Origin of the sequence: Arthrobacter sp. V1I7, assembly GCF_030817015.1 — a bacterium.
Classification (GTDB): Bacteria; Actinomycetota; Actinomycetes; order Actinomycetales; family Micrococcaceae; genus Arthrobacter.
Window position 1 is genome coordinate 2,268,770 of sequence record NZ_JAUSYS010000001.1, and the last position, 24,408, is coordinate 2,293,177.

The following is a 24,408-nucleotide window of genomic DNA, read 5'->3' on the forward strand; positions in this document are numbered from 1 at the left end:
TCACTCAATCAACCTCTCCGGTCAGTACACCTAGATATCCCGGCTCAGCGTCCCCGGTTCATGGCCGACCGGCCAGTGCCTGCAGGTGTCGATGGCGCAGACGACGACGCCACGGGTTCGTACCGCTCGAGGGCCGTGCCGCCGGCGACGATCTTCCGCAGTTCGGCAAGCCCTCCGGCCAGCTCACCGGCTGCCCGCGCCTGCACCAGGACATTGCCGAGTGCGGTGGCTTCCACCGGACCCGCAATGACCTGTTTGCCCGTGGCGTTGGCCGTCAGCTGGCAGAGAAGCCGGTTCTGCGAACCGCCACCGACGATGTGCACGACGTCGATGCTGCGGTCGGCGAGCCGTTCGGCGTCGCGGATCGTCCGGGCGTAGCCGGCAGCCAGGCTGTCCAGAATGCAGCGGACGATCGCCGTGGCCTGGTCCGCCAGGTTGGCGCCGGTATGCCGCACAGCGGCCCGGATCCGTTCGGGCATGTTCTCCGGCGCAGTGAAGGCCGGGTCATCGGCATTGATCCTGGGTCCGCCGGACGGCAGCGCCGCAGCACCGTCCAGCAGCTGGGACAGGGAGAGGGTCAGGCCCTGGGCGGCCCAGGTCCGCTGGCATTCGCTCAGCAGCCAGAGGCCGCCGACGTTCCGGAGGTAGCGGATGGTGCCGTCGACGCCGCGTTCATTGGTGAAATTGGCCAGCCGGCTTGCCTCGGTGAGGACCGGATGCTGGAGTTCGACCCCCACCAGCGACCATGTCCCGGACGAGATATAGGCGAAATCCCCTGTTTCCGCCGGCACGGCCGCGACGGCCGAGGCGGTGTCGTGCGAGCCGACCGCGACGACCGGGGTCTGTTCGGGCAACCCGGTCCGGGCCGCGATGGCCGGCAGCAGGTTACCGACCGCTTCCCCGGGCTGGACCAGCGGCGGGAACAGGTCCTGCGGCAGGTCCAGGGCGGTCAGGAACTCCGTGGCCCACTCCCCCGCGACGGCATCGAAGAGTCCGGTGGTGGAGGCATTGGTGGCCTCCGTTCGGCGGACACCGGTGAGCAGGAACGCGATCAGGTCCGGGATGAGCAGTGCCTGCAGGCCGTCCAGGTCCGGTTCGGCGGCGAGCTGGTAGATCGTGTTGAAGTCCAGGAACTGCAGCCCCGTTGTGCCGTACAGCCGGGCCGGATCCAGGCGCTCATGGACCTGGGCCACGGCGGCGCGGCTTCGCTCGTCCCGGTAACTGTAGGGCTGCGCGACGAGCTCGCCGGCGTCATTGACCAGGCCGTAGTCCACGGCCCAGGTGTCGATGCCGATGCTCGTGATCCGCGCACCGCGTGCCGCGGCCGCCCTTGCGGCCGCGGCGAGTCCGTTGAGCACTTCCGCGAACAGGGCCTCGAAGTCCCAGCGCAGGCCGCCGCCGGACTTCACCACACCATTTGGGAAGCGGCGCACCGTCTCCAGTGAGACACCAGGGTTCCCGGTGTCATCGGTAATCCTGCCCAGGATCACCCGGCCGGAGGAGGCCCCGATATCAACGGCCGCGAAGAGCCTGCCGGCGGACTCCGCCCCGGCGGTGACCGGGACGGCGCCGGCGGGGACGGCGTCGGGGGCTGGTCGTGGCCCGGTCATCGGAGGAAGGCGGTGGCGACGCCGGCGTCGACCGGGATGTGCAGGCCGGTGGTGTGGGACAGTTCGCTGCCGGTGAGCACGATGGCGGCGTTGGCGACGTTTTCGGGCAGGACTTCGCGCTTGAGCAGGGTGCGCTGGGCGTAGTACTCGCCCAGTTTTTCCTCGTCGACACCGTAGACCGCGGCGCGTTTGGCGCCCCATCCGCCGGCGAAGATCCCGGAGCCGCGCACGACGCCGTCGGGGTTGATGCCGTTGACCCGGATGCCGTGCTCGCCGAGTTCGGCCGCGAGGAGCCGGACCTGGTGGGCCTGGTCGGCCTTGGTCGCGGAGTAGGCGATGTTGTTGGGGCCGGCGAAGACGGAGTTCTTGGAGGAGATGTAGACGATGTCCCCGCCCATGCCCTGGTCGATCAGGACCTTCGCGGCGGCCTTGGAGACCAGGAAGGAGCCCTTGGCCATGACGTTGTGCTGGAGGTCCCAGTCCTTCTCGGTGGTCTCGAGCAGCGGCTTGGAAATGGACAGGCCCGCGTTGTTGACCACCAGGTCCAGGCCGCCGAAGGCCAGCACCGCGGCGTTCACCGCGGCCACGACCTGGGCCTCGTCGGTGACGTCGGCCTGGATCCCGACGGCGACGTCGGAGCCGCCGAGCTCTTCGGCGACGGCCCGGGCGCTGTCCAGGTTCAGGTCCGCGATCACGACGCACGCGCCTTCCGCGGCGAGCCGGGCGGCGATGGCCTTGCCGATGCCCGACGCCGCCCCCGTCACCAGGGCGATCCGGGTGGCATGCGACTTCGGCTTCGGCATCCTGGCCAGCTTTGCTTCCTCCAGCGCCCAGTATTCGATCCGGAATTTCTCGGCTTCCTCGATCGGGGCGTACGTGGAGATGGCCTCGGCGCCGCGCATGACGTTGATGGCGTTGCGGTAGTACTCCCCGGCAACCCGGGCGGTCTGCTTGTCCTTGCCGTAGGAGAACATGCCCACGCCGGGGATCAGCACGATCGCGGGGTCCGCGCCGCGCATGGCCGGGCTGGCTGGGCCCACGGCCGCACGGTTCCCTGGCCGAGCTTGCGAGGTCAGGGAGCGGCTGGGGACGGCGTGGCGGTCGTAGTAGGCCTGGTAGTCCTCCCGGTAGGCGGCATGGAGTTCCTGCAGCCGGGCCACGGAGTCCTCGATGGACGCGTCGGCAGGCAGGTCCAGGACCAGCGGCTTGACCTTGGTCCGCAGGAAATGGTCCGGGCAGGACGTGCCCAGGGCCCCGAGGCGGGGGTGCTCTTGCCCTTCCAGGAATTCCAGGACCGCGGCGTCGTCGCTGAAGTGCCCCACGACCGGCTTGTCCGTGGAGGCCAGCCCCCGGACCACGGGCGCCAGCGCGGCGGCCTTCGCGCGCCGTGCGGGCTCCGGCAGGGCGGCATAGCCGGGGAGTGCAGGTCCGAACGGCTCGGGGCGGCCGTGCTCGGCGATGTACTTTTCGGCCTGCTCGATGATCCACAGTGAGTTGGCTTCGGCTTCTTCGCTGGTGGCGCCCCAGGCGGTGGTGCCGTGCCCGCCGAGGATGGTGCCGATGGCCTGCGGGTTGGCGTCCTTGATCGCGGCGATGTCCAGGCCCAGCTGGAAGCCCGGACGGCGCCACGGCACCCAGGCGACCTTGTCGCCAAAGATCCTGGCGGTGAGGGCTTCGCCGTCGGCGGCCGTGGCGATCGCGATGCCCGAATCCGGGTGCAGGTGGTCCACATGGGCGGCATCCACGAGTCCGTGCATCGCGGTGTCGATCGAGGGGGCGGCGCCGCCCTTGCCATGCAGGCAGTAATCGAACGCCGCGACCATCTCATCTTCCCGCTCGACGCCGGGGTAGACGTTCTTCAGCGCCAGCAGCCGGTCCAGGCGGAGCACGGCGAGTCCGGGTTCGCTCAGCGTGCCCAGGTCGCCGCCGGAGCCCTTCACCCACAGCAGCCGGACGTCCTCACCGGTCACCGGGTCCTTTTCGGTGCCCTTGGCGGAGGTGTTGCCGCCGGCGTAGTTGGTGTTCCGCTTGTCCGCGCCGAGGCGGTTGGAGCGGGTGATCAGTTGTTCAACTGTTGGATTTGTCATGGTCTTAGGCTCCCCATCCGGCCTGGTGGCCGCCCTGGCGGTCGGCATTGATTTTTTCCTGGTATCCGCTGGCGGCGAAGGCGGCCATCGGGTCCGCGGGCAGTCCGCGGGATTCGCGCCACTGCGCAAGGTCGGGCCGGACGTCCGTGTAGAAGGCGTCCATGAGGACGGCGTTCGCTGCCAGCACATCGCCGGCATTCTGCGCTGCCGCCAGGGCGGCCGTGTCGACCAGCAGTGCCCGGGCGGTCATCTCCTGGACGTTGAGCACGGAACGGATCTGGCCCGGGATCTTCCCCTCGACGTTATGGCACTGGTCCAGCATGAACGCTACGCCGACGGCGGGATCCAGTCCGCCGCCACGGACCACCTCGTGCATGATGCGGAACAGCTGGAACGGATCCGCGGCGCCGACAATCAGGTCATCGTCGGCGTAGAAGCGGGAGTTGAAGTCAAAGGAACCGAGCTTGCCCAGGCGCAGCAGCTGCGCCACGATGAACTCGATGTTGGTGCCCGGAGCATGGTGCCCGGTGTCCAGGCAGACCATGGCCTTCTCACCGAGGGCCGCGCAGTGCACGTAGGAGGTTCCCCAGTCCGGAACGTCCGTGTGGTAGAAAGCCGGCTCGAAGAACTTGTACTCCAGCACCATCCGCTGGTCATCTCCGAGGCGGTCATAGACCTTGCGCAGCGAGTCGGCCAGCCAGTCCTGCCGGGCGCGCAGGTTGCCCTGGCCCGGGTAGTTCGTGCCGTCCGCCAGCCAGATTTTCAGGTCGCGCGACCCGGTCTGGTTCATCACTTCCAGGCACTCGTACATGTGGTCGATGGCCTTCGAACGCACCGCAGGATCGCTGTGGGTGAGGCTGCCGAACTTGTAGTCGTCGTCCTGGAACGTGTTGCTGTTAATCGTTCCCAGTTTCACCCCGAGGCCGGCGGCGTACCCGGCCAGGGCCGCGTAGTCGTCCGCCTTGTCCCAGGGAATGTGCAGAGCCACGGAGGGCGCCAGCCCGGTGAGCGCGTGGACCTGGGCGGCGTCGGCGATCTTTTCCTCGATGCTGCGCGGGGTCCCGGGGGTCGCGAAGACCTTGAAGCGGGTGCCGGAGTTCCCGAACGCCCAGGAAGGCAGTTCGATGCTTTGATGCTCGAGCGTGGTCAAAACGTCAGTGGGGATAGACACGTCAGTCTCCTTTGGATTTGGAGTGGGTGAGGCCTGGCGCAGAGGCGGCCAGCTGGTCCTCGAGGTTGAATACTTCAGTCAGTTGGAGGAAACCCTCATCGGGGGCTCCGTCCAGGTCTTCGAAGAAGCCGGACATTTCGGCCTGCCAGCGGGCGTTGATGTCGGTGGCGGCCATCCGGGCCTGCGCTTCGGGAAGGCTGTCGGTTTCGAAATACCCGATCAGCAGCCCGTCGGGTCGGAGGAAGAGCGAGTAGTTGTGCCAGCCGGAACTCTTCAGGGCCGCGAGCATCTCCGGCCAGACGGCGGCGTGCCGCCGGGTGTACTCCTCGATGAGTCCGGGCTTGACCTGGAGCTGGAAGCAGACACGCTGGCGGCTCATGACAGCACCACCTGCCGGTGTTCGATACCCAGGAGGGACGCTGCGGCCTTGATGTCGGCCGCGCGGTGCCCCACGCAGAGGGCCCAGTGATGGCCGATGCCTGTCTGGCTCCATTGGTCCACCCACAGTCCCGGGTCCCCGCCGAAATCGACGCGGGAGGTCGTGTTGCCGATTGCCAGCAGCGGGCCGGGCACCACCACACCCTCGGAGGTGACAAAGACAAAGCTGCCGTCCCGGTCCTGGCCGAGCCCGAAGGTGGTGACGGGTCCGTGCCGGACATCGAATTCAACCGAGACGCCCCAGCCGCGTTTGCCGTGGTACACGCCGAGCCCGCGGAGCAGCGGGTCTTGGGCGGACACCGCCAGATGCGCGGGGCCGTCGTGGCCCATCTCCACAACATTGTCGAAGAAGTTAAGGGCCTGGATTTCGGTGAAGGAGCCGCCGGCGCCGATCGCCTCGGCGGCGAGCATCGCGATGGAAGTCCGCAGCTCGAATTCGCCCGCCATCGGGATTCCCCGGGCGGTGACGATGGAGGAGCCGAGGATCATCCCGGCGCCCAGCCGCTCGTGCTGTTCGCCGGCGAGGCCGCGGTGGTAGTAGGCGACGGAGTCCAGATCGAAGTCCTCCACCAGCCGGTCGAGGCCCACCGAGACTTTCGCGCCCCAGGCGAAGTCGTCGTCATTCACGGAATCGTCGACGACAAAGAGGGCCCGGGCCACTTCGAGCCGTTCGGAAACCTGTGCCCCGGTGACCGCGTTCACCCGTTCACGCAGGTCATCGAATTCGAGCACCTCCACGTGGGAGCCGAAAGTGGTCGAGACGGTTGTCAGGTCGGTGGCGACATCCAGCATGCCCGGATACACGTGGCCCATGAGTCCGTGCCGGGCGCTGCGCAGCCGGGCACGGACGCCCGCGGCGTGCACCCATTGGGTGATCCGTTCCCAGGCGGACTCCTGCTTGAGGTGGCCGGAGACGGAGCGGAAATCGATTCCGGCCCGGCGGAAGACGTTGGCGACTTCGGGGACCGGGCATTGGCCGCAGTAAGCCAACCATTTGCCGGTGTCGAAGTTCGCGTGGTCCATCGCCTCCGTGGGTTGCAGGTCAATCACCAGCACGGGGGTCTTGGTCCGCTGGGCGATGGGCAGCACCATGGAGGACGTCAGGTACGTGGTCAGGAAGATGACGATCAAATCACAATCAGCGACGCGCAGTTTCTCACCGGCGGTCGCGGCTTCCTGCGCATCGGAAATGAAGCCGGTGTCCACAACGTCGGCGTCGAGGTCCTGGAAGCGTCCGGTGACGTACGCCACGGACTCCTGCAGCTGCGGGAGCAGGTCCGGAAACTGGGGCCAGTAGGCGCCGAGGCCGCCGGAGACCAATCCGATGCGGGTGGGGCGGCGCCGGTGCGGCTGCAGCAGCCGGGCGGCTGATTGTTTCTGGTTCATTGAAGGGGCCTTCCGGCATGAAAAGGGAACTCGCGGCTCGGTAACGCCAGGGTGAACGTGGGTGGCGCCGGGCGGGCTGTCGGTACGGCCCGCCCGGCTGCCGGATATGGGTCAGAAGTTGTACTTGTCGACGTTCTCGGCATTGAAGACCGTCGGCGGCCCCACGATCACGAGTCCGCCCTTTTCGACTTTGCGTTCGCCCAGCTCGCCGGCCGTGAAGGTATCGCCTTCGGCACCGGTGATTTTGCCGTCCTGGAGCGCTTTGCCGGCGAATGCGGCAACGTATCCGAGCTGCGCCGGGTCCCAAAGAGCGAACTCCTTGACGGTCCCGTCCTTGACGAACGGGCGCATTTCATTGGGCAGGCCCAGTCCGGTGAGCGCGACTTTCCCCTTGTACGCGGAGGTGGAGAGGTACCGTCCGGTCGCTGCGATGCCGACGGTGGTCGGGGAAATGATGCCCTTCAGGTTCGGGTGGGCCTGCATCAGGCCCTGGGCCTCCTGGAAGGACTTGGTGTCGTTGTCATCGCCGTAGACCTTCGCCACGAGCTTGATGTCCTTGTACGCCGGGTTGGAAGCCAGTTCCTCCTCCATGAACTTGATCCACTCGTTCTGGTTCGTGGCGTTCGCGGTGGCCGAGAGGATCGCGATCTCGCCGCTGCCGCCGATCTGTTCGGAGATCAGCTTGGTCTGGATCAGGGCCACCTCCTTGGCGACCACCTGGCTGATGAAGACGTCGCGGCAGTCCGGGTTGGCATCCGAGTCGAAGGCGACGATCTTCGCGCCGGCGGCTCGGGCCTCGCCGAGGGCTGTGCACACGGCGTCGGGGTCGTTGGCGGCAATCACAATGACATTCGTGCCGGCCTGGGTCTCGGCGTTGACGAAGGAAACCTGGCTGGACGCGGAAGCCTCCAGGGGGCCGACGATCTGCGAGGAGGCGAAGCCCGCCTCCTGGGCGCCCTTCTTGCCGCCGCCCAGGACAACGTCCGTATAGGGGTTGTTCAGCTGCTTCGGGATGAAGGTGATTTTAAGGTCCCCTCCCGCCGCAGGGCTGTTGCCGCCGGTTGATCCGGTGCCGCCATTACAGGCTGTCAGGGCCAGGGCGGCCGCGGCGGTGATCGCGATCAGGGACGCCAAGCGGCCGGTGGTGCCTGTGTTTTTGCGGTTCAACATCATTGTTCTTCCTTTTTTTGCGGCGGATACAACTGGTTCCGTGTGGACGGGGCTGGAGTGGAGGTGGGAGGGCAGCCGGTCAGCTTGCTTTCTGGCTGAAGCTGCGGCGGACGCGGCGGGTGTGTTGCCATTCTTTGACGGCGGACCCGATGCTCGGAGCAACCACGGAGAAGATGAGCAGCAGCCCCGTGACGGTGATGAGGACGACGTCGGAAACCCGGGCCAGCCGCAGGGCGTAGTTGAGTGTCCCGATCAGCAGGACCCCCGCAATGACGCCGGGGATGGACCCCTTGCCGCCGAAGATCGACACCCCGCCAAGGAGTACGGCGGCGATGACGGCCAGTTCCAGGCCGGAGGCGTTGTCGCTGCGGGCGCTGGTGTAGCGCAACGTCCAGTAAATGCCGGCCAGGGCCGAAACGGCGCCTGATCCCACGTAGAGCCAGAACTTGCTGCGCGCAACCTTGATCCCGACGAAGCTGGCGGCTTCCTTGCTGTAGCCCATCGCGAACAGTCCGCGTCCGAAGGGCGTGAAGTGCAGCAGCACCCCGAAGAAGACCATCACCAGGACGACGCCGATCATCACCGTTGGAATGCCGGTGGCGCCAAGTTTGGAGGTGAAGAAAGCGGTCAGGGGCTTCGGGAAGTTCGCCACCGCATTGTCGCCGATGATCACCAGGGCAAGGCCGCGGAAGAGTGCCAGGGTGCCGATGGTGACCGCCAGTGAAGGCAGACCGAGGACGGCGATCAGGAGGCCGTTGAACATCCCGGCCGCTACTCCGGCCAGCAGGCTGGTCGTCAGGACCAACCAGATATCCATCCCGCTGGCCCAGAGGACGCCCATCAAGGCGCTGGTCAGGCCGGCGGTGCTGGCGACGGAGAGGTCTATTTCACCGGTGATGATGATCAGGGTCATGGGCATCGCGATGAGCAGCACCGGGATGACGTCCAGCAGGAGGAAGCCGGTGGTGACCGGCGAGGCGAAGCGCGGGATGGCGATGGCGGCGTAGAGGAGGAAGGCCAGGAGGGCGTAAACCGTGATGGCGTCCCTGCTGGTCAGGATCCGTGCGGCGCCGGTCCTGCCTTTGGGTTCGCTGGCAAGCGGCTTGGTGCTGTCCGCCACGGGAGTTGGTGCAGTGCTGGTGGGCGACGTGGTTTCAGACATTCCGGGCCTCGCTTATCCGCAGTTTCTTGGCTGTGCGCAGGCTTGCCACGCGGTCGATGATGATGGCCGTGAGGATCAGCACCCCGACGATGGCCTGCTGCCAGAACTTGTCGACCCGCAGCGCGGTCAGTGAGCTGGTGATGGTCGTGAGCAGCAGCGCGCCGAGGGCTGCCCCGGCCACCGATCCGCTGCCGCCGAAGATCGCCACACCGCCGACGACGGCGGCGGCAACGACCGTCAGTTCCATGCCGGTTCCGGTGGTGGCGCCGACGGAGTTGAAGCGGCTGGCGTAGAGCACGCCGGCCAGGCCTGCCAGCGCCCCGTTGGCGAGGAAGGCCAGGAACACCCGTTTGGAGACCTTGATGCCGAAGGCGGTGGCCGCGTCCGGGTCCGAGCCAATGGCGTACAGGTCCCTGCCGGGCCGGGTTCCGGACATGTAGACGGCAACGCCGAGAACGACGACGATGGCCAGCAGGGTGATGATGGGGAACCCCAGCACGGTGTCCACCGAGAGGGCTCCGAAGGCGTCCGGCCGGTCACCGGCAAAGAACTGCTTGCCGCCTGCCCACGCGTTGTTCAAGCCGCGGAATACGTAGAGGGTCCCCAGGGTGATGACGAGGGCGGGAACTTTAGCCACGGTCACGAGGATGCCGTTGAAGGCACCGAGAACCGCTCCGAAGGCCATGCCGATAGCGAAGACAGCCACAATCGGGATGCCGGGCATGCTTGAGAAGATGGACCCGGTGCCGAAGGCCACCAGACCCAGCATGGACCCCACGGAGAGATCGATGTTCCGGGTGATGATCAGCAGGGTCTGCCCGGCCGCCAGGATGATGATGATGGTGGCATTGAGCAGCAGGTCTTTCACGCCCTGGGGGGTGAGGAACAGCGGGTTGATCAGGTACGTCACCAGGACGAGAACGGCGAGGGCGATCAGCACCGGCAACTCGCGCAGCCGCAGCACCGAGGCGAGCGCGCCCTGGCCGCGGCCGGCGCCGGGTACCGGCGTGGTCACTTTCTTGTGGTCCAGAGCGGAGCTCATGGGGTACCTCCTGCGGACGAAGTTGCGGCGTGCATGACAGTTTCGGGATTGGCATCGGCCCGGTCGAGTTCGGCGCTAATCCGGCCCTCCCGCATTACCAGAACCCGGTCCGCCATGCCGAGCACTTCGGGCAGCTCGGACGAGATCATCAGGATCGCGATGCCCCGGCCGGCGAGGTCCGAGATGAGCCGGTGGACCTCGCTCTTGGTGCCGACGTCGATGCCCCGTGTGGGTTCGTCGATGATGAGCAGCCGCGGGTCGGTGGCCAGCCATTTGGCGAGGACCACTTTTTGCTGGTTGCCGCCGGAGAGCGTTGACACGGCGTGCTCCTGCGACCCGGTTTTGACCTGCAGCCGCTTGCTCCACTCCTCCGCAGCACGGCGTTCGGCGGCGCCATTGATCAGCCCCGCCGTCGCCAGTTTGTTCCGCAGCGTGAGGGTGACGTTCCGGGCCACCGAAAGGTTCATGACCAGGCCCTGCTTGCGGCGGTCCTCGGGGACGAAACCCATCCCTGCGGTGATGGCAGCCTGAGGGTCCCCGGCCTTCAGCTTCCGGCCCTCGAAGCTGATTGCACCGGCGTCGTAGGGGTCGATCCCGAAGACGGCACGCGCCACCTCGGTTCGGCCGGCGCCCACCAGGCCGGCCAGTGCCACGATCTCGCCAGCGCGGACTTCGAAGCTGATGTCCCGGAAGACCCCGGCCCGGCTCAGGCCATCGACCTTCAGGACAACGTCGCCGGTTTCCGCCTCGGCCTTAGGGAACAGGGCTCCGATGTCCCGGCCGACCATCTCACGGACTATCTGCTCCACAGTCACGTCGACGGTCCGGTGCGTGGAGATGTACCGGCCGTCCCGCATCACTGTGATCCGATCGCACAAGCCGAAGACCTCGTCGAAGCGGTGCGAGATGAACAGGATGCCGGTTCCCTTGTCCCGGAGACTGCGGGCGACGGCGAACAGCCGGTCCACTTCCACGCCGCTGAGGGCGGCGGTGGGCTCGTCCATCACGAGCACTTTGGCGTCCAGCGAAATGGCTTTGGCGATTTCGATGATCTGCTGGTCAGCAATGGACAGTCCCTCGGCAATTCGCGTCGGATCGATGGGAACACCGAGCCGCTCGAAGAGCCTGCTTGCCTCCCGGACCATGGCGGCCTTGCTGATCAAACCAAACCGGCCCTTGGGCTGGCGGCCGACGAAGATGTTCTCGGCGACGGTCAGGTCCGGAAAGAGCGTGGGCTCCTGGTAAATGACGGAAATTCCGGCGGCCTTGCTGTCACCGACGTTGCGGAACTGTACGCTCTCGCCGCCGACTTGAAAGTCGCCCGAATCCGGATGATGCAGGCCTGCCAGGATCTTGACCAGCGTCGACTTGCCGGCACCGTTTTCTCCGACCAGGGCATGGATTTCGCCGGCCTGGATCTCGATGGTCCCGTCGGCCAGGGCGACTACCGGCCCGAAGGTCTTGGCCGCGTGGTGAAGGGAGAGTACCGGCCGTGGCCCGTCCCCGGAGGGGCCGGACCGGGGGCTGTCTGTCTGCTGCATGAATTACCGCACCTTTGGGGCTGTCTGAACTGCACAATGAATCGTTTCATGACTGCTTGTGATTTGAAGCATAAACGCCTTGGGAGGAGCCCGTCAAGAGGTGGCAGCGACGGCCGGTCGGTATTTTGATACGTTTCATTGAAAGGGTTCAAATCCGTTCCCGAGCAGGTATCCTAAGGGCACCACCTTGGTAACGCGTCGCAATGTTCGGCAGCGCAGCGACGCCCGCAATCAGGAGCTCAGCACATGGTTTCAGCCAGCGTCAAAGACGTCGCGGCGTTGGCCGGCGTCTCAGTCGGGACGGTTTCCAACGTCCTGAACCGGCCGGAGAAAGTTTCGGCGGACGTCATGTCCCGCGTGCAGGCCGCGATCGACAAGCTCGGCTTCGTCCGCAACGATGCGGCCCGGCAGCTCCGCGCCGGCATGAGCCACAGTATCGGCCTGGTGGTCCTCGATGCCGCCAACCCCTTCTTCACGGAGCTGGCCAGAGGCGCGGAGGACAAGGCCGCCGCCGCGCATTTCACTGTCCTGGTCGGCAACAGCAACGAGGACGCGAGGCGGGAAGCAGCTTACCTGGATCTCTTCGAACAGCAGCGCGTCCGTGGAGTGCTGTTGTCCCCCGTCGGTAACGTGATCCCGCGGCTGGAACAGCTGCGCGGAAGAGGCATCCCCACGGTTCTTGTCGACCGGCAGACGGACAACCTGAGCTTTTCGTCCGTGGCGGTCGACGACCTGGCAGGCGGCGAGATGGCTGCTGCCCATTTGCTCTCCCTTGGCCGCCGCCGAATCGCCTTTGTCGGCGGCCCGTCGAGCATCCGTCAGGTCGCAGATCGACTCTCCGGTGCACGGAAGGCGATTCAGAATGTAGCCGGCGCCACCCTGGAAGTCGTCGAGACTGAATCCCTGACAGTGCTGTCCGGCAGGGCGGCAGGCGAGGCCATCAGGCTCCGGCCCGCAGCGATGCGTCCCGACGCGATCTTCGCGGCCAACGATTTGCTGGCCATGGGAGTCCTCCAGGGGCTGATGCTGATGGGCGACGTGCAGGTTCCCCAGGAGATCGCGCTTATTGGCTACGACGATATTGAATTCGCGGCCGCAGCGGTGGTCCCGCTGTCCTCCATCCGGCAGCCAAGCGCGCTGATTGGTTCCACCGCCCTGGAATTGTTGCTCCGGGAGGCCGGCTCCGACGCCGGGTTCACGCCGACTCAGATAGTTTTTCCTCCTGAGCTGGTGATCCGGGCGTCCACGGCGGGCTGACTGTGCACCGGCGAAGGGACCAGCCGGTGGCGCGCGTCTTCATCACCGGCTCCGCTGACGGGCTTGGCCGCGCCGCAGCACGCACCCTCCTGGACGAGGGGCACGAGGTCCTCCTGCACGCCCGGACACCCGAGCGGGCGGACGCGCTCGCCGATCTGGCCACGCGGGCCGCAGGCATCGTCGTCGGCGATCTCAGCAGCGCGGCGGACGTCCGCCGGCTGGCCGGCCAGGTAAACGGCTTCGGCAGAATGGACGCAGTCATCCACAACGCCGGCGTGTATCTGGAGCCCGCACGGGCCGCGACGCCGGAGGGGCACGCCCGGACCCTGGCGGTGAACACGCTGGCGCCCTACCTGCTCACCGCACTGATCAACCGTCCGGACCGGCTGATCTACCTCAGCAGCGGAATGCACCGGGCCGGCGGCGGCTCCCTGCATGACATCGACTGGACCCAGCGGCGCTGGAACCCCGGCCAGGCGTACTCCGAGAGCAAGCTCCACGTCGCCACCCTCGCCCTGGCGATCGCGCGCCGCTGCCCGGAGGTACAAAGCCACGCCGTGGACCCGGGATGGGTCCCCACCAAAATGGGCGGCGCCGGCGCGCCGGACGATCTCGAGATGGGACACCTCACCCAAACGTGGCTGGCCACCAGCCACGATCCGGCGGCAACCGTCAGCGGCGGCTACTGGTACCACCGGAAACGCCAGGCGCCCGCTCGGGCGGCGCTCGATCCGGGCTTCCAGGACCTGCTCCTGGACCGGCTTGCCGAACTTACCGGCGTCACGCTCTTGTGATCCGGGTCTTCAGCGCTGCACCGAGCGAGGCGACCGGGACCGTGCCCGTCGTCTCCGCCCAATACGCTTCACCACCGGCTTCGCTGATCGGGCCTGCGCCGCAGCGTCAGGGATTCCAAAGCAGCCTTGGCTCCGTGGTTGTGAAGATCGTCCAGGGCCTGGGTGTAGGCGGTGACGAACCGCGCGTTCTCGGCCAGGTCGCCGAAGATCTCGCGGTTGGAGATGAAGGCCAGCGGTTCCTCGCGCTGTCCTGCTGCGGCCGTCATCAGTGATTCTTTCAGCCGGTCGACGACGTCGATGGGGTTTCCCTGCTCATCGACGCCTTCGTCATAGCGTGCCCAGCTGGCGACGATGGCCGCCGAGCGGTGGATTTCACCGCCCCGGTCGAGGTTGATGCGGATGACGGGCAGCAGCCATTTGGGGATCCGGTCCGAGCTTTCGGCACACAAGCGGGCCAGGGTGTCCCGGATGTGCCCATTCGAGAACCGTTCGACGAGGGTGTGCTTGTACTGGTCCAGGTCGATCCCGGGTACAGGCTGCAGGGTCGGGGTGGCTTCCTCGTCCATGTAGTCGAGCAGGAACCCGGCGAACAACGGGTCCTGGGCCACTTCGTGGGCGTAACGGTAGCCGGCGAGGTAGCCGAAATAGCACATGCCCTGGTGGCTGGCATTCAGCAGGCGCAGCTTCATCAGCTCGTAGGGCTCGACGTCGGCCACGAGCTGGACCCCGGCGTCTTCGAAGGGAGGGCGCCCGAGGCTGAAGTGATCTTCGAGCACCCATTGCTCGAAAGGCTCGCACACCACCGGCCAGGCGTCCTCGACCCCGAAGTCCTCGGCGACGGGGTCTCGATCCGCCCCGGTGGTGACCGGGGTGATCCGGTCCACCATGCTGTTGGGGAAGGGAACGTTCTCCGCGACCCAGGCGCCAAGCTCCGGGTCCTTGAGGTTTGCGAAGGCGGCGAACATCTTGCGGGCAACGTCGCCGTTGCCCTGGATGTTGTCGCAGGACATCACCGTGAAGGGCGCCAGCCCGCGTGCCCGTCGGCGGGAGAGGGCCTCGGTGACCAGACCGAAGGTGGTCCGCGGAGCGGCTCCCGGCTGGAGGTCATGGAGCACGTCAGGGTTTTCCGCGTTGAAGCCGCCGGTGACGTGGTGGAAGTTGTACCCGCCCTCCGTCACGGTGAGTGAGACGATGCGGATTTCCGCGGACGCCATTTTCTCGACGACGGCCTCCGGGTCGTCGGGGGCGAAGAGGTACTCAATGATGGAACCGATGACCCGTCCTTCCCGGGTTCCGTCAGGGTTCTTTACCACCAGGGTGTAGAGGCAGTCCTGTTGGTCCATCACTTCCTTCATGCGGGCATCCCCGGGCAGGACCCCGACCCCGCAGATGGCCCAATCGTGGGCCTGGTCGGCGTTCATCAGCCGGTCCAGGTACATGGCTTGATGGGCGCGGTGGAAGCCGCCCACGCCAAAGTGGACAATGCCGGCGGTCAGGCCGGAGCGGTCATAGCCGGGAACGGCCAAGGATAAGGCGGCCGTGGCGGCTGTGGTGCTGTTGAGGGGATGCAGCATGACTTCAGCGCTCCTGGGCCGGTGATGGGGTGGGCAGCGGACCGAGTTCGGCCGACAGCGGCGGATTGGCGCCCTGCCGGGTGCAGGTGATCGCCGCGGCGCGGTTGGCGTATGCGGCGAGTGCGTGCAGCTGATCCGGGGTCAGGGTCCGCAGCCGCTGTCTGCCGTTGGCCCCGAGCGCTTCGAGTTGGGCGAGTCCGGAGATGAGTCCGGCCATGAAGGAGTCGCCGGCGCCCACGGTATCGGCCACGGTGATGGGTTCCGCTGCCATTTCCACCCGCCCGTTGCGGGAGAGGATGACCGGCCCGGAGGCTCCTCGTGTCAGGGCCACGATCGCGGGTCCGAGTGCCAGCCAGGCTGCCAGGGTTTCGTCCGGGGTGCGCTCCGGGTAGAGCCAGGCCAGGTCTTCGTCGCTGGCCTTGACGACGTCGCTGGCCGCCACGAAGAGTTCAGCCTGCTGGCGTGCCGCGGCAGCATCGGGGCTGATCGCGGGCCGGCAGTTGGGGTCGTAACTGATGGTCGCGTGCTCACGGGCCGCCTCTACAAGGACCAGGGTGGCCTGGTCCCCCGGAGGGAGCACCGTGGCGATTGATCCGGTGTGGACGTGGGTGGAAGCTTCGACCGCGGCGAGGGCAGGCAGGGAAGCCCCGTTGATTTCCCAGGTGATGGAGAAATCGTATACAGCGGCGCCGTCGGCACTCAACGTGGCGAGGGCCGTCGATGTCGGCGTGGTTCCGCCGTTGATCACGGTGACGCCGTTTGACTGCAGGTGTTCTTCGATCAGGAGGCCGTACCGGTCTTCGGCGTAGTGGGTCACCAGGCTCGTCCGAAGGCCCAGGCGCGCGGCCCCTACGGCCACGTTCAGGGGGCTGCCGCCAGGGTGGACCTGGATTGCCGACGGCCGGTGAAAGTCACTGATGATATCAACGAGGGACTCGCCGACAACAGTCAGGATGGTGTTCCCGACAGTGGGGAGGCCTGCGGGGGTGGGGTCATTTGCTGGCATGGCTGCTTCCTTGCAGTATTAGTCCCGGTCAGGACCAGGGGATGATTCTGTCCGCCAGGTGGCGGGTGGCTTCGATCAGCCGGGCATTGGCCTCATCGCTTCCGTGAGCCCACGATTGGGCGGCGTCCCGGTCCTTGCCGAACAGCACGTGTCTGTCCACCAGGCGGGAGAGGCGCAGATCCTTGGGTGCGTCCAAAAACCAGACCTCATCGAGCTGGGCCCGGACCTGCCACCATTGTGGTTCGTCGGCCAGCAGATAGTTTCCCTCCGTGATGACCAGGGGTACGCCGGCGGGTATGGCGATCGACGCGGCCACCGGTTCCTCGATCGAACGCCGGAAATCGGGTGCGTAGACGACTGCCTCGTCCCGGCGCGCGAGGCGCTGGAGCAGCGAGACGTAACCGCCGACGTCGAACGTGTCGATGGCGCCTTTGCGCGCCTTCAGTGCTGTCCCGTCGATGACGGCGTTTCCCAGGTGGAATCCGTCCATGGGGACCACCACCGCAGAGCCGGGCCCGAAAAGCTCACTGAGGTACGCCGCGAGGGTGGACTTTCCTGAACCGGGTGCGCCGACGATGCCGAGCAGCGTTCTGTTTCCGTCGGCGAGGCGGAGTCGAAGGTCCGCCACCGCCTGCTGAAGTTCGGCCGAGAGCACGGCCTTCGCACCCGGCTGCCCGGCATCGCTGACGTTCATCAGCGGCCGGGGTAAACGACGGCTTTGAGTTGCCCGGCCTGTTTGCCCGCTTTCAGTGCTTCTTCGGATTCGGCCAGGGAGAACTTTCCGGTGACCAGGATGTCCAGGTCCACCTTGCCGTCCGCGAGCAGCTGAATGGCCAGCGGCCAGGTGTTGGTGTAGCGGAACACGCCGGAGAGCCAGATTTCCCGGTTCTGGATGTACGAGACGGGGAGTTCGACATCGTCGGCCCCGAGACCCACCAGGATGACCCTTCCGGCCGGTCCGACAGCCTTAATTCCGGAGCGCACGGCCTGCGCCGCGCCTGAGGCGTCGATGAAGGCATCGACGTCCAGGCCCTCCACACTGTCGGTCCTCGCGTTGAGCGCGTGGGTTGCGCCGTGCTCCAAGGCGAAGGCCAGTCGGTCCTCGGCGATGTCCGAGATGTAGATTTCGCTCGCACCGAAGGCGCGTGCGGCCTGGGCGGCGATGATGCCGATCGGGCCGGCTCCGGCGATCAGCACGCGGCTGCCGGGCTTGATACCGGCGCGTTCGCAGGCCCAGAGGCCGACGGAGAGCGGCTCGATGAGGGCGGCTGCCTCGTCGCTGACGCTGTCCGGAATGTCGTAGGCGAAATCGCTCTGGATCGTCACGTATTCGACGAAGGCGCCATCAATCGGCGGGGTGGCATAGAACTCCATGTCGGGGCACAGGTTGTAGCGACCGGCTTTGCACTGCCTGCACGTGCGGCAGGGCCGCTGCGGTTCGACGGCGACCCGCTTGCCGATGCGGGAAGGGTCAACGGAGCTTCCGACGGCGGCGATCCGCCCGGAGAGCTCGTGGCCGAGGATCAGCGGGTGGTCCACGACGTAGTCGCCGATCCGGCCGTGCTCGTAGTAGTGGACGTCGCTGCCGCAGACGCCGACGGCGGCGACCTGCACCAGCACCTGGTCGGCCTCCAGCTGCGGGACCGGCAGTGTTTCCATGGCCATGTCGCCCTGGCGTTTCAGGACGGCGGCGCGCATGGTGGCCGGCAGCTCCGGCTGGCCGAGGAACTGGGACTGTGCGGTTGATGTTGTCATGAGGTTGGTCCTTGAATTCGGGGTGGAGCGAGCCGGTTACTTGACGGCGCCGAGGGAGAGGCCCTGGACGAGTTTGTCCTGGGCAGCGAAGCCGGCGAAGAGTACCGGCAGGGAGATGACGACGGCCGCGGCGCAGACCTTGGCCAGGAAGAGCCCCTGGCTGGAGACGAAGCCGGTCAGGAAGACCGGGGCGGTGCCGGCCATCACGCCGGTGAGGACGCGGGCCAGGAGCAGTTCGTTCCAGCTGAAGATGAAGCAGATCAGGGCCGTGGCGGCGATGCCGGGCATCGCCACGGGAGCGACGACCTTCCGGAGCGTCAGCAGCAGGCCGGCCCCGTCAATCTGGGCAGCTTCCAGCATTTCCACCGGGACCTCGGCGAGGAAGGAGCGCATCATCCACACGGCGATGGGCAGGTTCATCGAGGTGTACATCAGGACCAGGAACCAGATGTTGTCCAAAGCACCGACGTTTTTGGCGAAGAGGTAGAGCGGCAGGATGGCGGCCACCACGGGCATCATCTTCGTGGAGAGGAAGAAGAACATCACGTCGGTCCACTTCTTCACCGGCCGGATGGACAGCGCATAGGCGGCCGGAATGGCCAGGACCAGGACCAGCACGGTGGACAGGATGGAGGCGGTGGCAGAGTTGATCAGCGGCGGCCACGGGCTCACTCCCGAGCTCGCCCCGAAGAACTCCTTGTAGGCATCCAGCGTGAGGTTCGCAGCGAGGGACGGCGGGTTGGTCGCGGCGTCGGTTTCGGAGTGGAACGACGTCAGGATCATCCAGAGGACGGGCGTCGCGAAGAGCAGGGCCATCAGCCAGGCCGCGATGCCGGCGGCCGTGTTGTTGCGGGTGGGGTCCATCCGGGACTTGCCGCGGCGCCGTGAACCGGTGTTGAGTGCGGTCGGTCCGGGGACAGAGGCCTTGGGTCCGGCCGGGGTGAGGGTGCTCATCGTGCTGCCTCCTTCTTGAAGAGCGAGAATACGGTGCGGAGTGCGAAGGTTGCCACGATGATGGTGCCGATGACCACCACGACGCCGGCGGCGGAGGCCAGACCGTATTCGTTGGCGAAGTAGAACGTCTGGTAAATGGCGTAGGGGAGGTTGGCTGTGCCCAGCCCGCCCGAGGTGAGGGTGAAGACGGCGTCGAAGTTCTGCACGATGTAGATCGCCCCGAGCAGACCGCCGAGCTCCAGGTATTGGCGCAGGTGCGGCAGGGTGAGGTGGCGGAAGATCGCCCACGGCGTGGCGCCGTCCATCTGGGCGGCTTCCACGGTGTCCATCGGCCGGGACTGCAGCCCGGCGAGCAGGATGAGCATCATGAACGGTGTCCACTGCCAGACCAGCGACACGATGACGGCCATCAGGGGTGCCTGGGACAGGAAGTCCGGCTGGGGCGGGGTGTCGCTGCCGAAGAGCGACCAGATCCAGGTCAGGGCGCCGTTGATCAGCCCGTACGTGGGGTTGAGCAGGGCGTGCTTCCAGATCAGGGCCGCTGCGACCGGGACCACGAGGAACGGTGCGATCAGCAGGGTCCGGGCCAGGCCCCGGCCGATGAATTTCTTATCCAGCAGCAGGGCCAGGCCGAGGCCGATGACCAGGCTGGCCAGGACCACGGAGACGGTCAGGATGATGGTGGTAAAGATCGCCTGGCGCAGATCGGGGTCGGTGAGGACTTCGACGTAGTTGCCGAAGCCGGCGAATCCGGTCTGGTCCGGGCGCAGGCTGTTCCAGTTCAGGAACGAAATGACCAGGGTCACCACGAACGGAAGCTGGGTGACGATGATGAGGAAGATCAGGGCCGGCAGCAGCGGCGCACGGCGTGCCCAGGCCAGAGCGCGCTCCCGCGATCGGGCGTTCTTGGAAGGTTGAGGTGCGCTGTGCCCAGGGCGGGAGATGCGCGCCGTTGCGTTAGTCATGATGGACTCCTGTGCTGCTGTGGCCCGCACTAAGCGGGCCACAGCACCGGGTGGTGGGGATGTTACTTCTTGTACTTGTCGCCGATTTTCTGGGCGGCTTCCTGGCCCTTGGCCAGTGCCTCGGCAACAGTGCCTTGACCGGCGATCGCGGAGCTCACGCCCTGGGAGACGGTGGTGCCCAGATCGGCGAACTCGGGAATGCCGACGAACTGGATGCCGACGACCGGGCGTTCCTGCACGCCGGGATTCTTCGGATCGGCGTTCTCAATGGCGGAGCGTTCCGCCTCGAAGAACGGCGCGGCCTTCTGGAACTCGCCATTCTCGTACGTGGAGATGCGCTTGCCCGAGGGAACCTTCGCCCAGCCCAGCTTGGACGCGACAAGTTCCTCATACTTCTTCGAACTGGCCCAGGCAATGAACTTCCCGGCAGCATCCTGCTTCTTCGACGCTGCCTGCACACCCCAGGACCAGGTCCACAGCCAACCGGAAGACGCAGTCTTCTTCACCGGAGCCTGGGCGTAACCGATCTTGCCCTTGACCGGGGACGCATCGGCTTCCAGGGCACCGGCCGCGGAGGTCGCGTCGTACCACATCGCGACCTTGCTCTGGCTCATGTTGTTCAGGCACTCGGTGAACCCGGCCTGGGCGGCACCTGCCTCACCGTGCTCGCGCACCAGCTTGGTGTAGAACTCGGTCGCCTCAGTGAATTCGGGTGCGTTGACCTGCGCGTTCCAGTCCTTGTCGAACCAGGTGCCGCCGAAGGTGTTGACGACGGTGGTCAGCGGGGCGAAGACCTGGCCCCAGCCCGGCTGGCCACGCAGGCAGATGCCCTTCATGCCCGGAGCCGCCCCGTCGGCCTGGGCGGCCAGTGCGGCGACCTCGTCCCAGGTGGGCTTCTCCGGCATGGTCAACCCTTTGGCTTCGAGGATGTCCTTGCGGTACATCAGGAAGGAGGACTCTCCGTAAAACGGTTCGCCGTAAAGCTTCCCGTCCTTGCCGGTGAGGGACGCCGTGTACGCCGGAAGGATGTCCGCCTGGTTGAACTCCGCGTCCTTCGCCACATTGTCCAGCGGTGCCAACCAGCCGTTGGCTGAATAGAACGGGATCTCGTAGTTGGACAGCGAGGCAACGTCGTACTGCCCGGCCTGGCTGGAGAACTCCTGGCTGATCTTGGCCCGGACATCGTTCTCCGGCAGCACCGTGTAGTTGACCTTGATGCCGGTGTCCTTGGTGAAGTTATCCGCGGTAAGCCGCTGCAGATCCTCCATCTGGGGGTTGTTGACCATCAGGACGTTGATGCTGTTCTGATCGCCTGCCGCCGAGCCGCCGCCGGCTCCGGAACAGGCCGAGGCGCTGAGGGCCACGCACAGGGCACCTGCGGCCAACGAGGCGACGCGTATTTTTGCGCGCATTAAGGACTCCTTTGTTCTTCGTGGGGGTGCAATGCTGCCCCACGACCCGACTGCTGTGTCGGAGTACGGGGCGGGAAGCGGGACGTGGGCCCGAAACCGGGGTGCCTCACTTATGTTCCTCAAGATTAGGCCTGTGGCATAGGGCACAACTAGCGCACTGCTTGCGCTTTTCTGATACTTATTTTCCTGCGTAGCGACCATGGCAGGCGCTAACCTAAGGGAAGGCACTATGGGGACTGTCCCCATTGCATAATCCCGAATGATGGGGAGAACCGAATGAGCACGGCGGACCAGAGCGAAGGCGCGGCGGCCAGGCTGGCCCAACGGCTCGTCGGCATGCGCGCCAACCGGGAGGTCATCCCTGCCGATCCGCAGCATTCCGTGCGGTGGACCGAACATGACTACCCCAGCCCGCTTGCCCGGTGGAACTATCATCCGGAATACGAGATCCACCTGATCCGGAAGGGAACCGGGAAATTCATCGTGGGAGACCACATCGGCACGTTCGAGGCCGGGCATGTCTCTCTCGTGGGATCCGGGCTTCCGCACGACTGGGTCAGTGACCTTGAACCCGGCGAGGTGCTGGAGCGGCGCGATGCCGTGGTGCAGTTCGACGGGAAGTGGATCCGGCAGGCAGCTGCAATGGTTCCCGAACTGTCCGAAGTCGAGCCGCTGCTGGAACAGTCGGCGCGCGGCATAGAGTTCCTGGGAAGGTCGGCCGAGTCGGCCGCGGCGGCCCTCGAGGCGATGGGCTCCTCTACCGGACTGGAACGGCTGCACCACATGTTTGAGCTCTTCACGGTTCTTGCCCGTGCCCCGGAGGGCGAGAGGCGCTACCTGGCGGAAGAATGGTTCAGGCCGCAGCTGGATGGCCAGGCTGCGGCCGTGGTCGACATCGTTCTGGAATACGTCTTCAGCAACCACGCCGGCACCGTCAAAATGTCCGAGGCGGCGGGCCTGGTTGGAATGTCAGAACCCACCTTTTCGAAGTACTTCAAGCGTGCGACCGGCCAAAACTTCAGCGATCTGGTGCGCAAACTTCGGCTCGCCCATGCCAGACGCCTGCTGGAAAGCAGCGACAAACCCATCTCCGACATCTGCTTCGAAGTGGGCTTTTCCAACCTGTCCAATTTCAACCGGCACTTCCGCAACGAGGCGGGCGAGACACCGCGGCACTACCGGCAGCGCCTGCAGGGCTGACAACCGACGAAACCGCCGGCGGCTGAACCCACGTTGACAGGCTCCTGTGATCCGTGCCATATTCGAAGAATGAACCTGTCAGACAGCCGGACAGCAGGACAGCCTGCCTCAGATGCCGGGGTATCCACCCCGCCACTGCTCCGCCTCAGCGCCGCCGAAGCCGTCTTTAACGCCCTCCGGACGGACATCGAGTCCGGCATGGTGGCGGTGGGCGCGAAACTCAGTTCCGAAACTACGCTCGCGCAGCGGTACGGGGTAAGCCGCTCGGTGGTCCGTGAGGCGCTGCGCTCCTGCACCGCACTCGGTCTGACCGTGACGAAAACAGGCAAAGGCACGTTCGTGGTCGCCAACCAGGTGGCCAAGGACCTTGTCCTGGGCGCCTACTCCGCCCGGGATCTCACGGAAGCGCGGCCCCACATCGAAGTGCCCGCCGCCGGGCTCGCCGCGCAGCGCCGCACTCTTGAGGAACTGGAGAGCCTCCGGGACATCGTGGCCGCCATGGCCGCCGAGGACGATCCCGAGGCTTGGGTCAGCCTCGACTCCAGCTTCCACGCTGCCATCGCCCGGGCCAGCGGCAACAAGGTCTTCGAAAGTGTCGTGGCTGATATCCGCGGCGCACTCGTCCATCAGTCCGAAACCCTCAACATGGTGGCCGACCGCCAATTGGCTTCGGACCGCGAGCACCAGCGCATCCTCCAGGCCATCGAATCCGGCGACTCCGCCGCAGCACGCACCGCCATGGGCGAACACCTTTCCGCCGTGGGCGCGGCGCTCGAATCCATTCTCAGCCAGTAGCCAGCCACCACTCCAAGGACTCCATGCCTTTCCCTGCCCTCACCGAAACCACCCCTGTCCCGGAGCGCGGCGCGCTGCCGCAGCACGTACCCCTTGCGGCCCAGACGCGTGACGGATTGGTGGAAAGCATCCACTACGGTTCCCTGATCGCCGTGTCCGGGGAAGCCACCGGCACCCGGACGCTGCTCGCTGCGGGCGATCCGCTGGCGCCCTTCTACCCCCGCTCCGCGCTCAAACCCCTGCAGGCCGTCGCCATGGTCCGCGCCGGCCTGGACCTGCCCGCTGACCTGCTGGCACTCGCCGCCGCCAGCCATTCCGGCGCCGCCGGGCACCGCGACGGCGCCGCCCGGATCCTGCAGCTCCACGGCCTTCCGGCAGGAGCGCTGGAAAACAGCACCGACCTCCCCTACGGCGTCCGCGAACGTGAAGAATGGCTCCGCGGCGGCGGGACGCCGGCCCAGCTGACGCAGAATTGCTCGGGCAAACACGCCGCTATGGCCGCCACGTGCACCATCAACGGCTGGCCGGTGCGGGGCTACCTGGACCCCTCCCACCCCCTGCAGAAGCTCGTTGCGGAAACCGTCCGTGAGCTCACCGGTGAGGAAACGTCCGGCACCAGCACGGACGGCTGCGGCACCCCGCTCTTCGCCCTCACACTCCGCGGGATCGCCCGTGCCTTCGGCCGCCTGGCCGCGGCGGAGCTGTGCTCCGGCGCCTCCGCCGCCGAAAACGCCGAGGCAGCGGTCGCCCACGCCATGCGCCGCCACCCGGAGATGGTGGGCGGCGAGGAGCGCGACGTCACCGAATTGATGCGCCGGATGCCCGGCCTGCTGGCCAAGGACGGCTTCGAAGGCGTACAGCTGGTCGGTCTGCCGGACGGTCGTGCCATTGCTTTGAAGATTTCCGACGGCGGCGACCGCGCACGCATGCCGATCACCGTCCGCGCCCTGGCGGCGCTCGACGTCGACACCGCGCCCGTCACCGGCCTCGCCACCGGCACGGTCCTGGGCGGGGGCCGGCCGGTTGGCCTGCTTCTGGCCACCGAGTTCCTCCCCGCCGCCTCCCCCGCCCCCGAAACCCTTTGAGGAC

Annotated in this window: 21 protein-coding genes; 5 read left to right on the plus strand and 16 right to left on the minus strand. The window is 66.5% G+C overall.

Annotation, left to right across the window (positions count from 1 at the left end; all coding sequences use genetic code 11):
* Positions 1-44: 44 nt before the first annotated feature.
* The 9 genes from QFZ69_RS10570 to QFZ69_RS10610 all read right to left on the minus strand — a co-directional run bounded on the left by QFZ69_RS10570 (position 45) and on the right by QFZ69_RS10610 (position 11,607).
* Positions 45-1,610 carry a rhamnulokinase family protein gene (locus QFZ69_RS10570; RefSeq protein ID WP_307000100.1) on the minus strand — a complete coding sequence of 522 codons (1,566 nt, stop codon included), beginning with the start codon at positions 1,608-1,610 and terminating at the stop codon, positions 45-47.
* Positions 1,607-3,697: a bifunctional aldolase/short-chain dehydrogenase gene (locus QFZ69_RS10575; RefSeq protein ID WP_306917964.1), complete on the minus strand. Its 2,091-nt coding sequence runs from the start codon at positions 3,695-3,697 to the stop codon at positions 1,607-1,609. The genes QFZ69_RS10570 and QFZ69_RS10575 overlap by 4 nt, the downstream gene beginning before the upstream one ends.
* A 4-nt stretch (positions 3,698-3,701) precedes the next feature.
* A complete protein-coding gene (gene rhaI, locus QFZ69_RS10580) occupies positions 3,702-4,868 on the minus strand; it encodes an L-rhamnose isomerase (RefSeq protein WP_306917966.1) in 1,167 nt (388 codons plus the stop codon).
* Position 4,869: 1 nt separating this feature from the next.
* The gene (locus QFZ69_RS10585) at positions 4,870-5,247 is read right to left on the minus strand and encodes an L-rhamnose mutarotase (protein ID WP_306917968.1); all 378 of its coding nucleotides are present in this window, start codon (positions 5,245-5,247) and stop codon (positions 4,870-4,872) included.
* The gene (locus QFZ69_RS10590; RefSeq protein ID WP_306917970.1) at positions 5,244-6,692 is read right to left on the minus strand and encodes an L-fucose/L-arabinose isomerase family protein; all 1,449 of its coding nucleotides are present in this window, start codon (positions 6,690-6,692) and stop codon (positions 5,244-5,246) included. Before QFZ69_RS10590 ends, QFZ69_RS10585 begins: the two co-directional genes overlap by 4 nt.
* 111 nt (positions 6,693-6,803) lie before the next feature.
* Positions 6,804-7,865, minus strand: a complete 1,062-nt coding sequence (rhaS, locus tag QFZ69_RS10595) for a rhamnose ABC transporter substrate-binding protein (RefSeq protein ID WP_306917972.1) — start codon at positions 7,863-7,865, stop codon at positions 6,804-6,806.
* 76 nt (positions 7,866-7,941) lie between these two features.
* A complete protein-coding gene (locus QFZ69_RS10600) occupies positions 7,942-9,024 on the minus strand; it encodes an ABC transporter permease (RefSeq protein ID WP_306917974.1) in 1,083 nt (360 codons plus the stop codon).
* Entirely contained in the window at positions 9,017-10,066 is a 1,050-nt protein-coding gene (locus tag QFZ69_RS10605) for an ABC transporter permease (protein ID WP_306917976.1), read from the minus strand. The genes QFZ69_RS10600 and QFZ69_RS10605 overlap by 8 nt, the downstream gene beginning before the upstream one ends.
* The gene (locus QFZ69_RS10610) at positions 10,063-11,607 is read right to left on the minus strand and encodes a sugar ABC transporter ATP-binding protein (protein WP_306917978.1); all 1,545 of its coding nucleotides are present in this window, start codon (positions 11,605-11,607) and stop codon (positions 10,063-10,065) included. The genes QFZ69_RS10605 and QFZ69_RS10610 overlap by 4 nt, the downstream gene beginning before the upstream one ends.
* Positions 11,608-11,853: 246 nt before the next feature.
* On the opposite strand from QFZ69_RS10610, the gene QFZ69_RS10615 reads away from it, so the two are divergent.
* Positions 11,854-12,864 (plus strand): LacI family DNA-binding transcriptional regulator, encoded by a 1,011-nt coding sequence (locus QFZ69_RS10615; protein WP_306917980.1) that lies wholly within the window; start codon positions 11,854-11,856, stop codon positions 12,862-12,864.
* A 26-nt stretch (positions 12,865-12,890) separates the two neighbouring features.
* Positions 12,891-13,658, plus strand: coding sequence for an SDR family NAD(P)-dependent oxidoreductase (locus QFZ69_RS10620; RefSeq protein WP_306917982.1), 768 nt, complete (start codon positions 12,891-12,893; stop codon positions 13,656-13,658).
* A 68-nt stretch (positions 13,659-13,726) separates the two neighbouring features.
* On the opposite strand, the gene QFZ69_RS10625 is transcribed toward QFZ69_RS10620, so the two are convergent.
* The 7 genes from QFZ69_RS10625 to QFZ69_RS10655 all read right to left on the minus strand — a co-directional run bounded on the left by QFZ69_RS10625 (position 13,727) and on the right by QFZ69_RS10655 (position 21,324).
* A complete protein-coding gene (locus QFZ69_RS10625; RefSeq protein ID WP_306917984.1) occupies positions 13,727-15,232 on the minus strand; it encodes a mannitol dehydrogenase family protein in 1,506 nt (501 codons plus the stop codon).
* A 4-nt stretch (positions 15,233-15,236) separates the two neighbouring features.
* A complete protein-coding gene (locus QFZ69_RS10630; protein ID WP_307000103.1) occupies positions 15,237-16,238 on the minus strand; it encodes a carbohydrate kinase in 1,002 nt (333 codons plus the stop codon).
* Between the two features lie 28 nt (positions 16,239-16,266).
* Positions 16,267-16,932 carry a nucleoside/nucleotide kinase family protein gene (locus tag QFZ69_RS10635; RefSeq protein WP_373461883.1) on the minus strand — a complete coding sequence of 222 codons (666 nt, stop codon included), beginning with the start codon at positions 16,930-16,932 and terminating at the stop codon, positions 16,267-16,269.
* On the minus strand, positions 16,932-17,993 hold the full coding sequence (locus QFZ69_RS10640; protein WP_306917986.1) for an NAD(P)-dependent alcohol dehydrogenase: 1,062 nt from the start codon (positions 17,991-17,993) through the stop codon (positions 16,932-16,934). Before QFZ69_RS10640 ends, QFZ69_RS10635 begins: the two co-directional genes overlap by 1 nt.
* Positions 17,994-18,029: 36 nt before the next feature.
* A complete protein-coding gene (locus tag QFZ69_RS10645) occupies positions 18,030-18,947 on the minus strand; it encodes a carbohydrate ABC transporter permease (protein WP_306917988.1) in 918 nt (305 codons plus the stop codon).
* On the minus strand, positions 18,944-19,912 hold the full coding sequence (locus tag QFZ69_RS10650; protein WP_306917990.1) for a carbohydrate ABC transporter permease: 969 nt from the start codon (positions 19,910-19,912) through the stop codon (positions 18,944-18,946). Before QFZ69_RS10650 ends, QFZ69_RS10645 begins: the two co-directional genes overlap by 4 nt.
* A 62-nt stretch (positions 19,913-19,974) precedes the next feature.
* The gene (locus QFZ69_RS10655; RefSeq protein ID WP_306917992.1) at positions 19,975-21,324 is read right to left on the minus strand and encodes a sugar ABC transporter substrate-binding protein; all 1,350 of its coding nucleotides are present in this window, start codon (positions 21,322-21,324) and stop codon (positions 19,975-19,977) included.
* Positions 21,325-21,600: 276 nt separating this feature from the next.
* On the opposite strand from QFZ69_RS10655, the gene QFZ69_RS10660 reads away from it, so the two are divergent.
* The 3 genes from QFZ69_RS10660 to QFZ69_RS10670 all read left to right on the plus strand — a co-directional run bounded on the left by QFZ69_RS10660 (position 21,601) and on the right by QFZ69_RS10670 (position 24,404).
* Complete coding sequence (locus QFZ69_RS10660) at positions 21,601-22,524, plus strand: AraC family transcriptional regulator (RefSeq protein ID WP_306917994.1); 924 nt, start codon at positions 21,601-21,603, stop codon at positions 22,522-22,524.
* 69 nt (positions 22,525-22,593) lie between these two features.
* Positions 22,594-23,319 (plus strand): FadR/GntR family transcriptional regulator, encoded by a 726-nt coding sequence (locus QFZ69_RS10665; protein WP_306917995.1) that lies wholly within the window; start codon positions 22,594-22,596, stop codon positions 23,317-23,319.
* Between the two features lie 23 nt (positions 23,320-23,342).
* Positions 23,343-24,404: an asparaginase gene (locus tag QFZ69_RS10670; protein ID WP_306917997.1), complete on the plus strand. Its 1,062-nt coding sequence runs from the start codon at positions 23,343-23,345 to the stop codon at positions 24,402-24,404.
* Positions 24,405-24,408 lie beyond the last annotated feature (4 nt).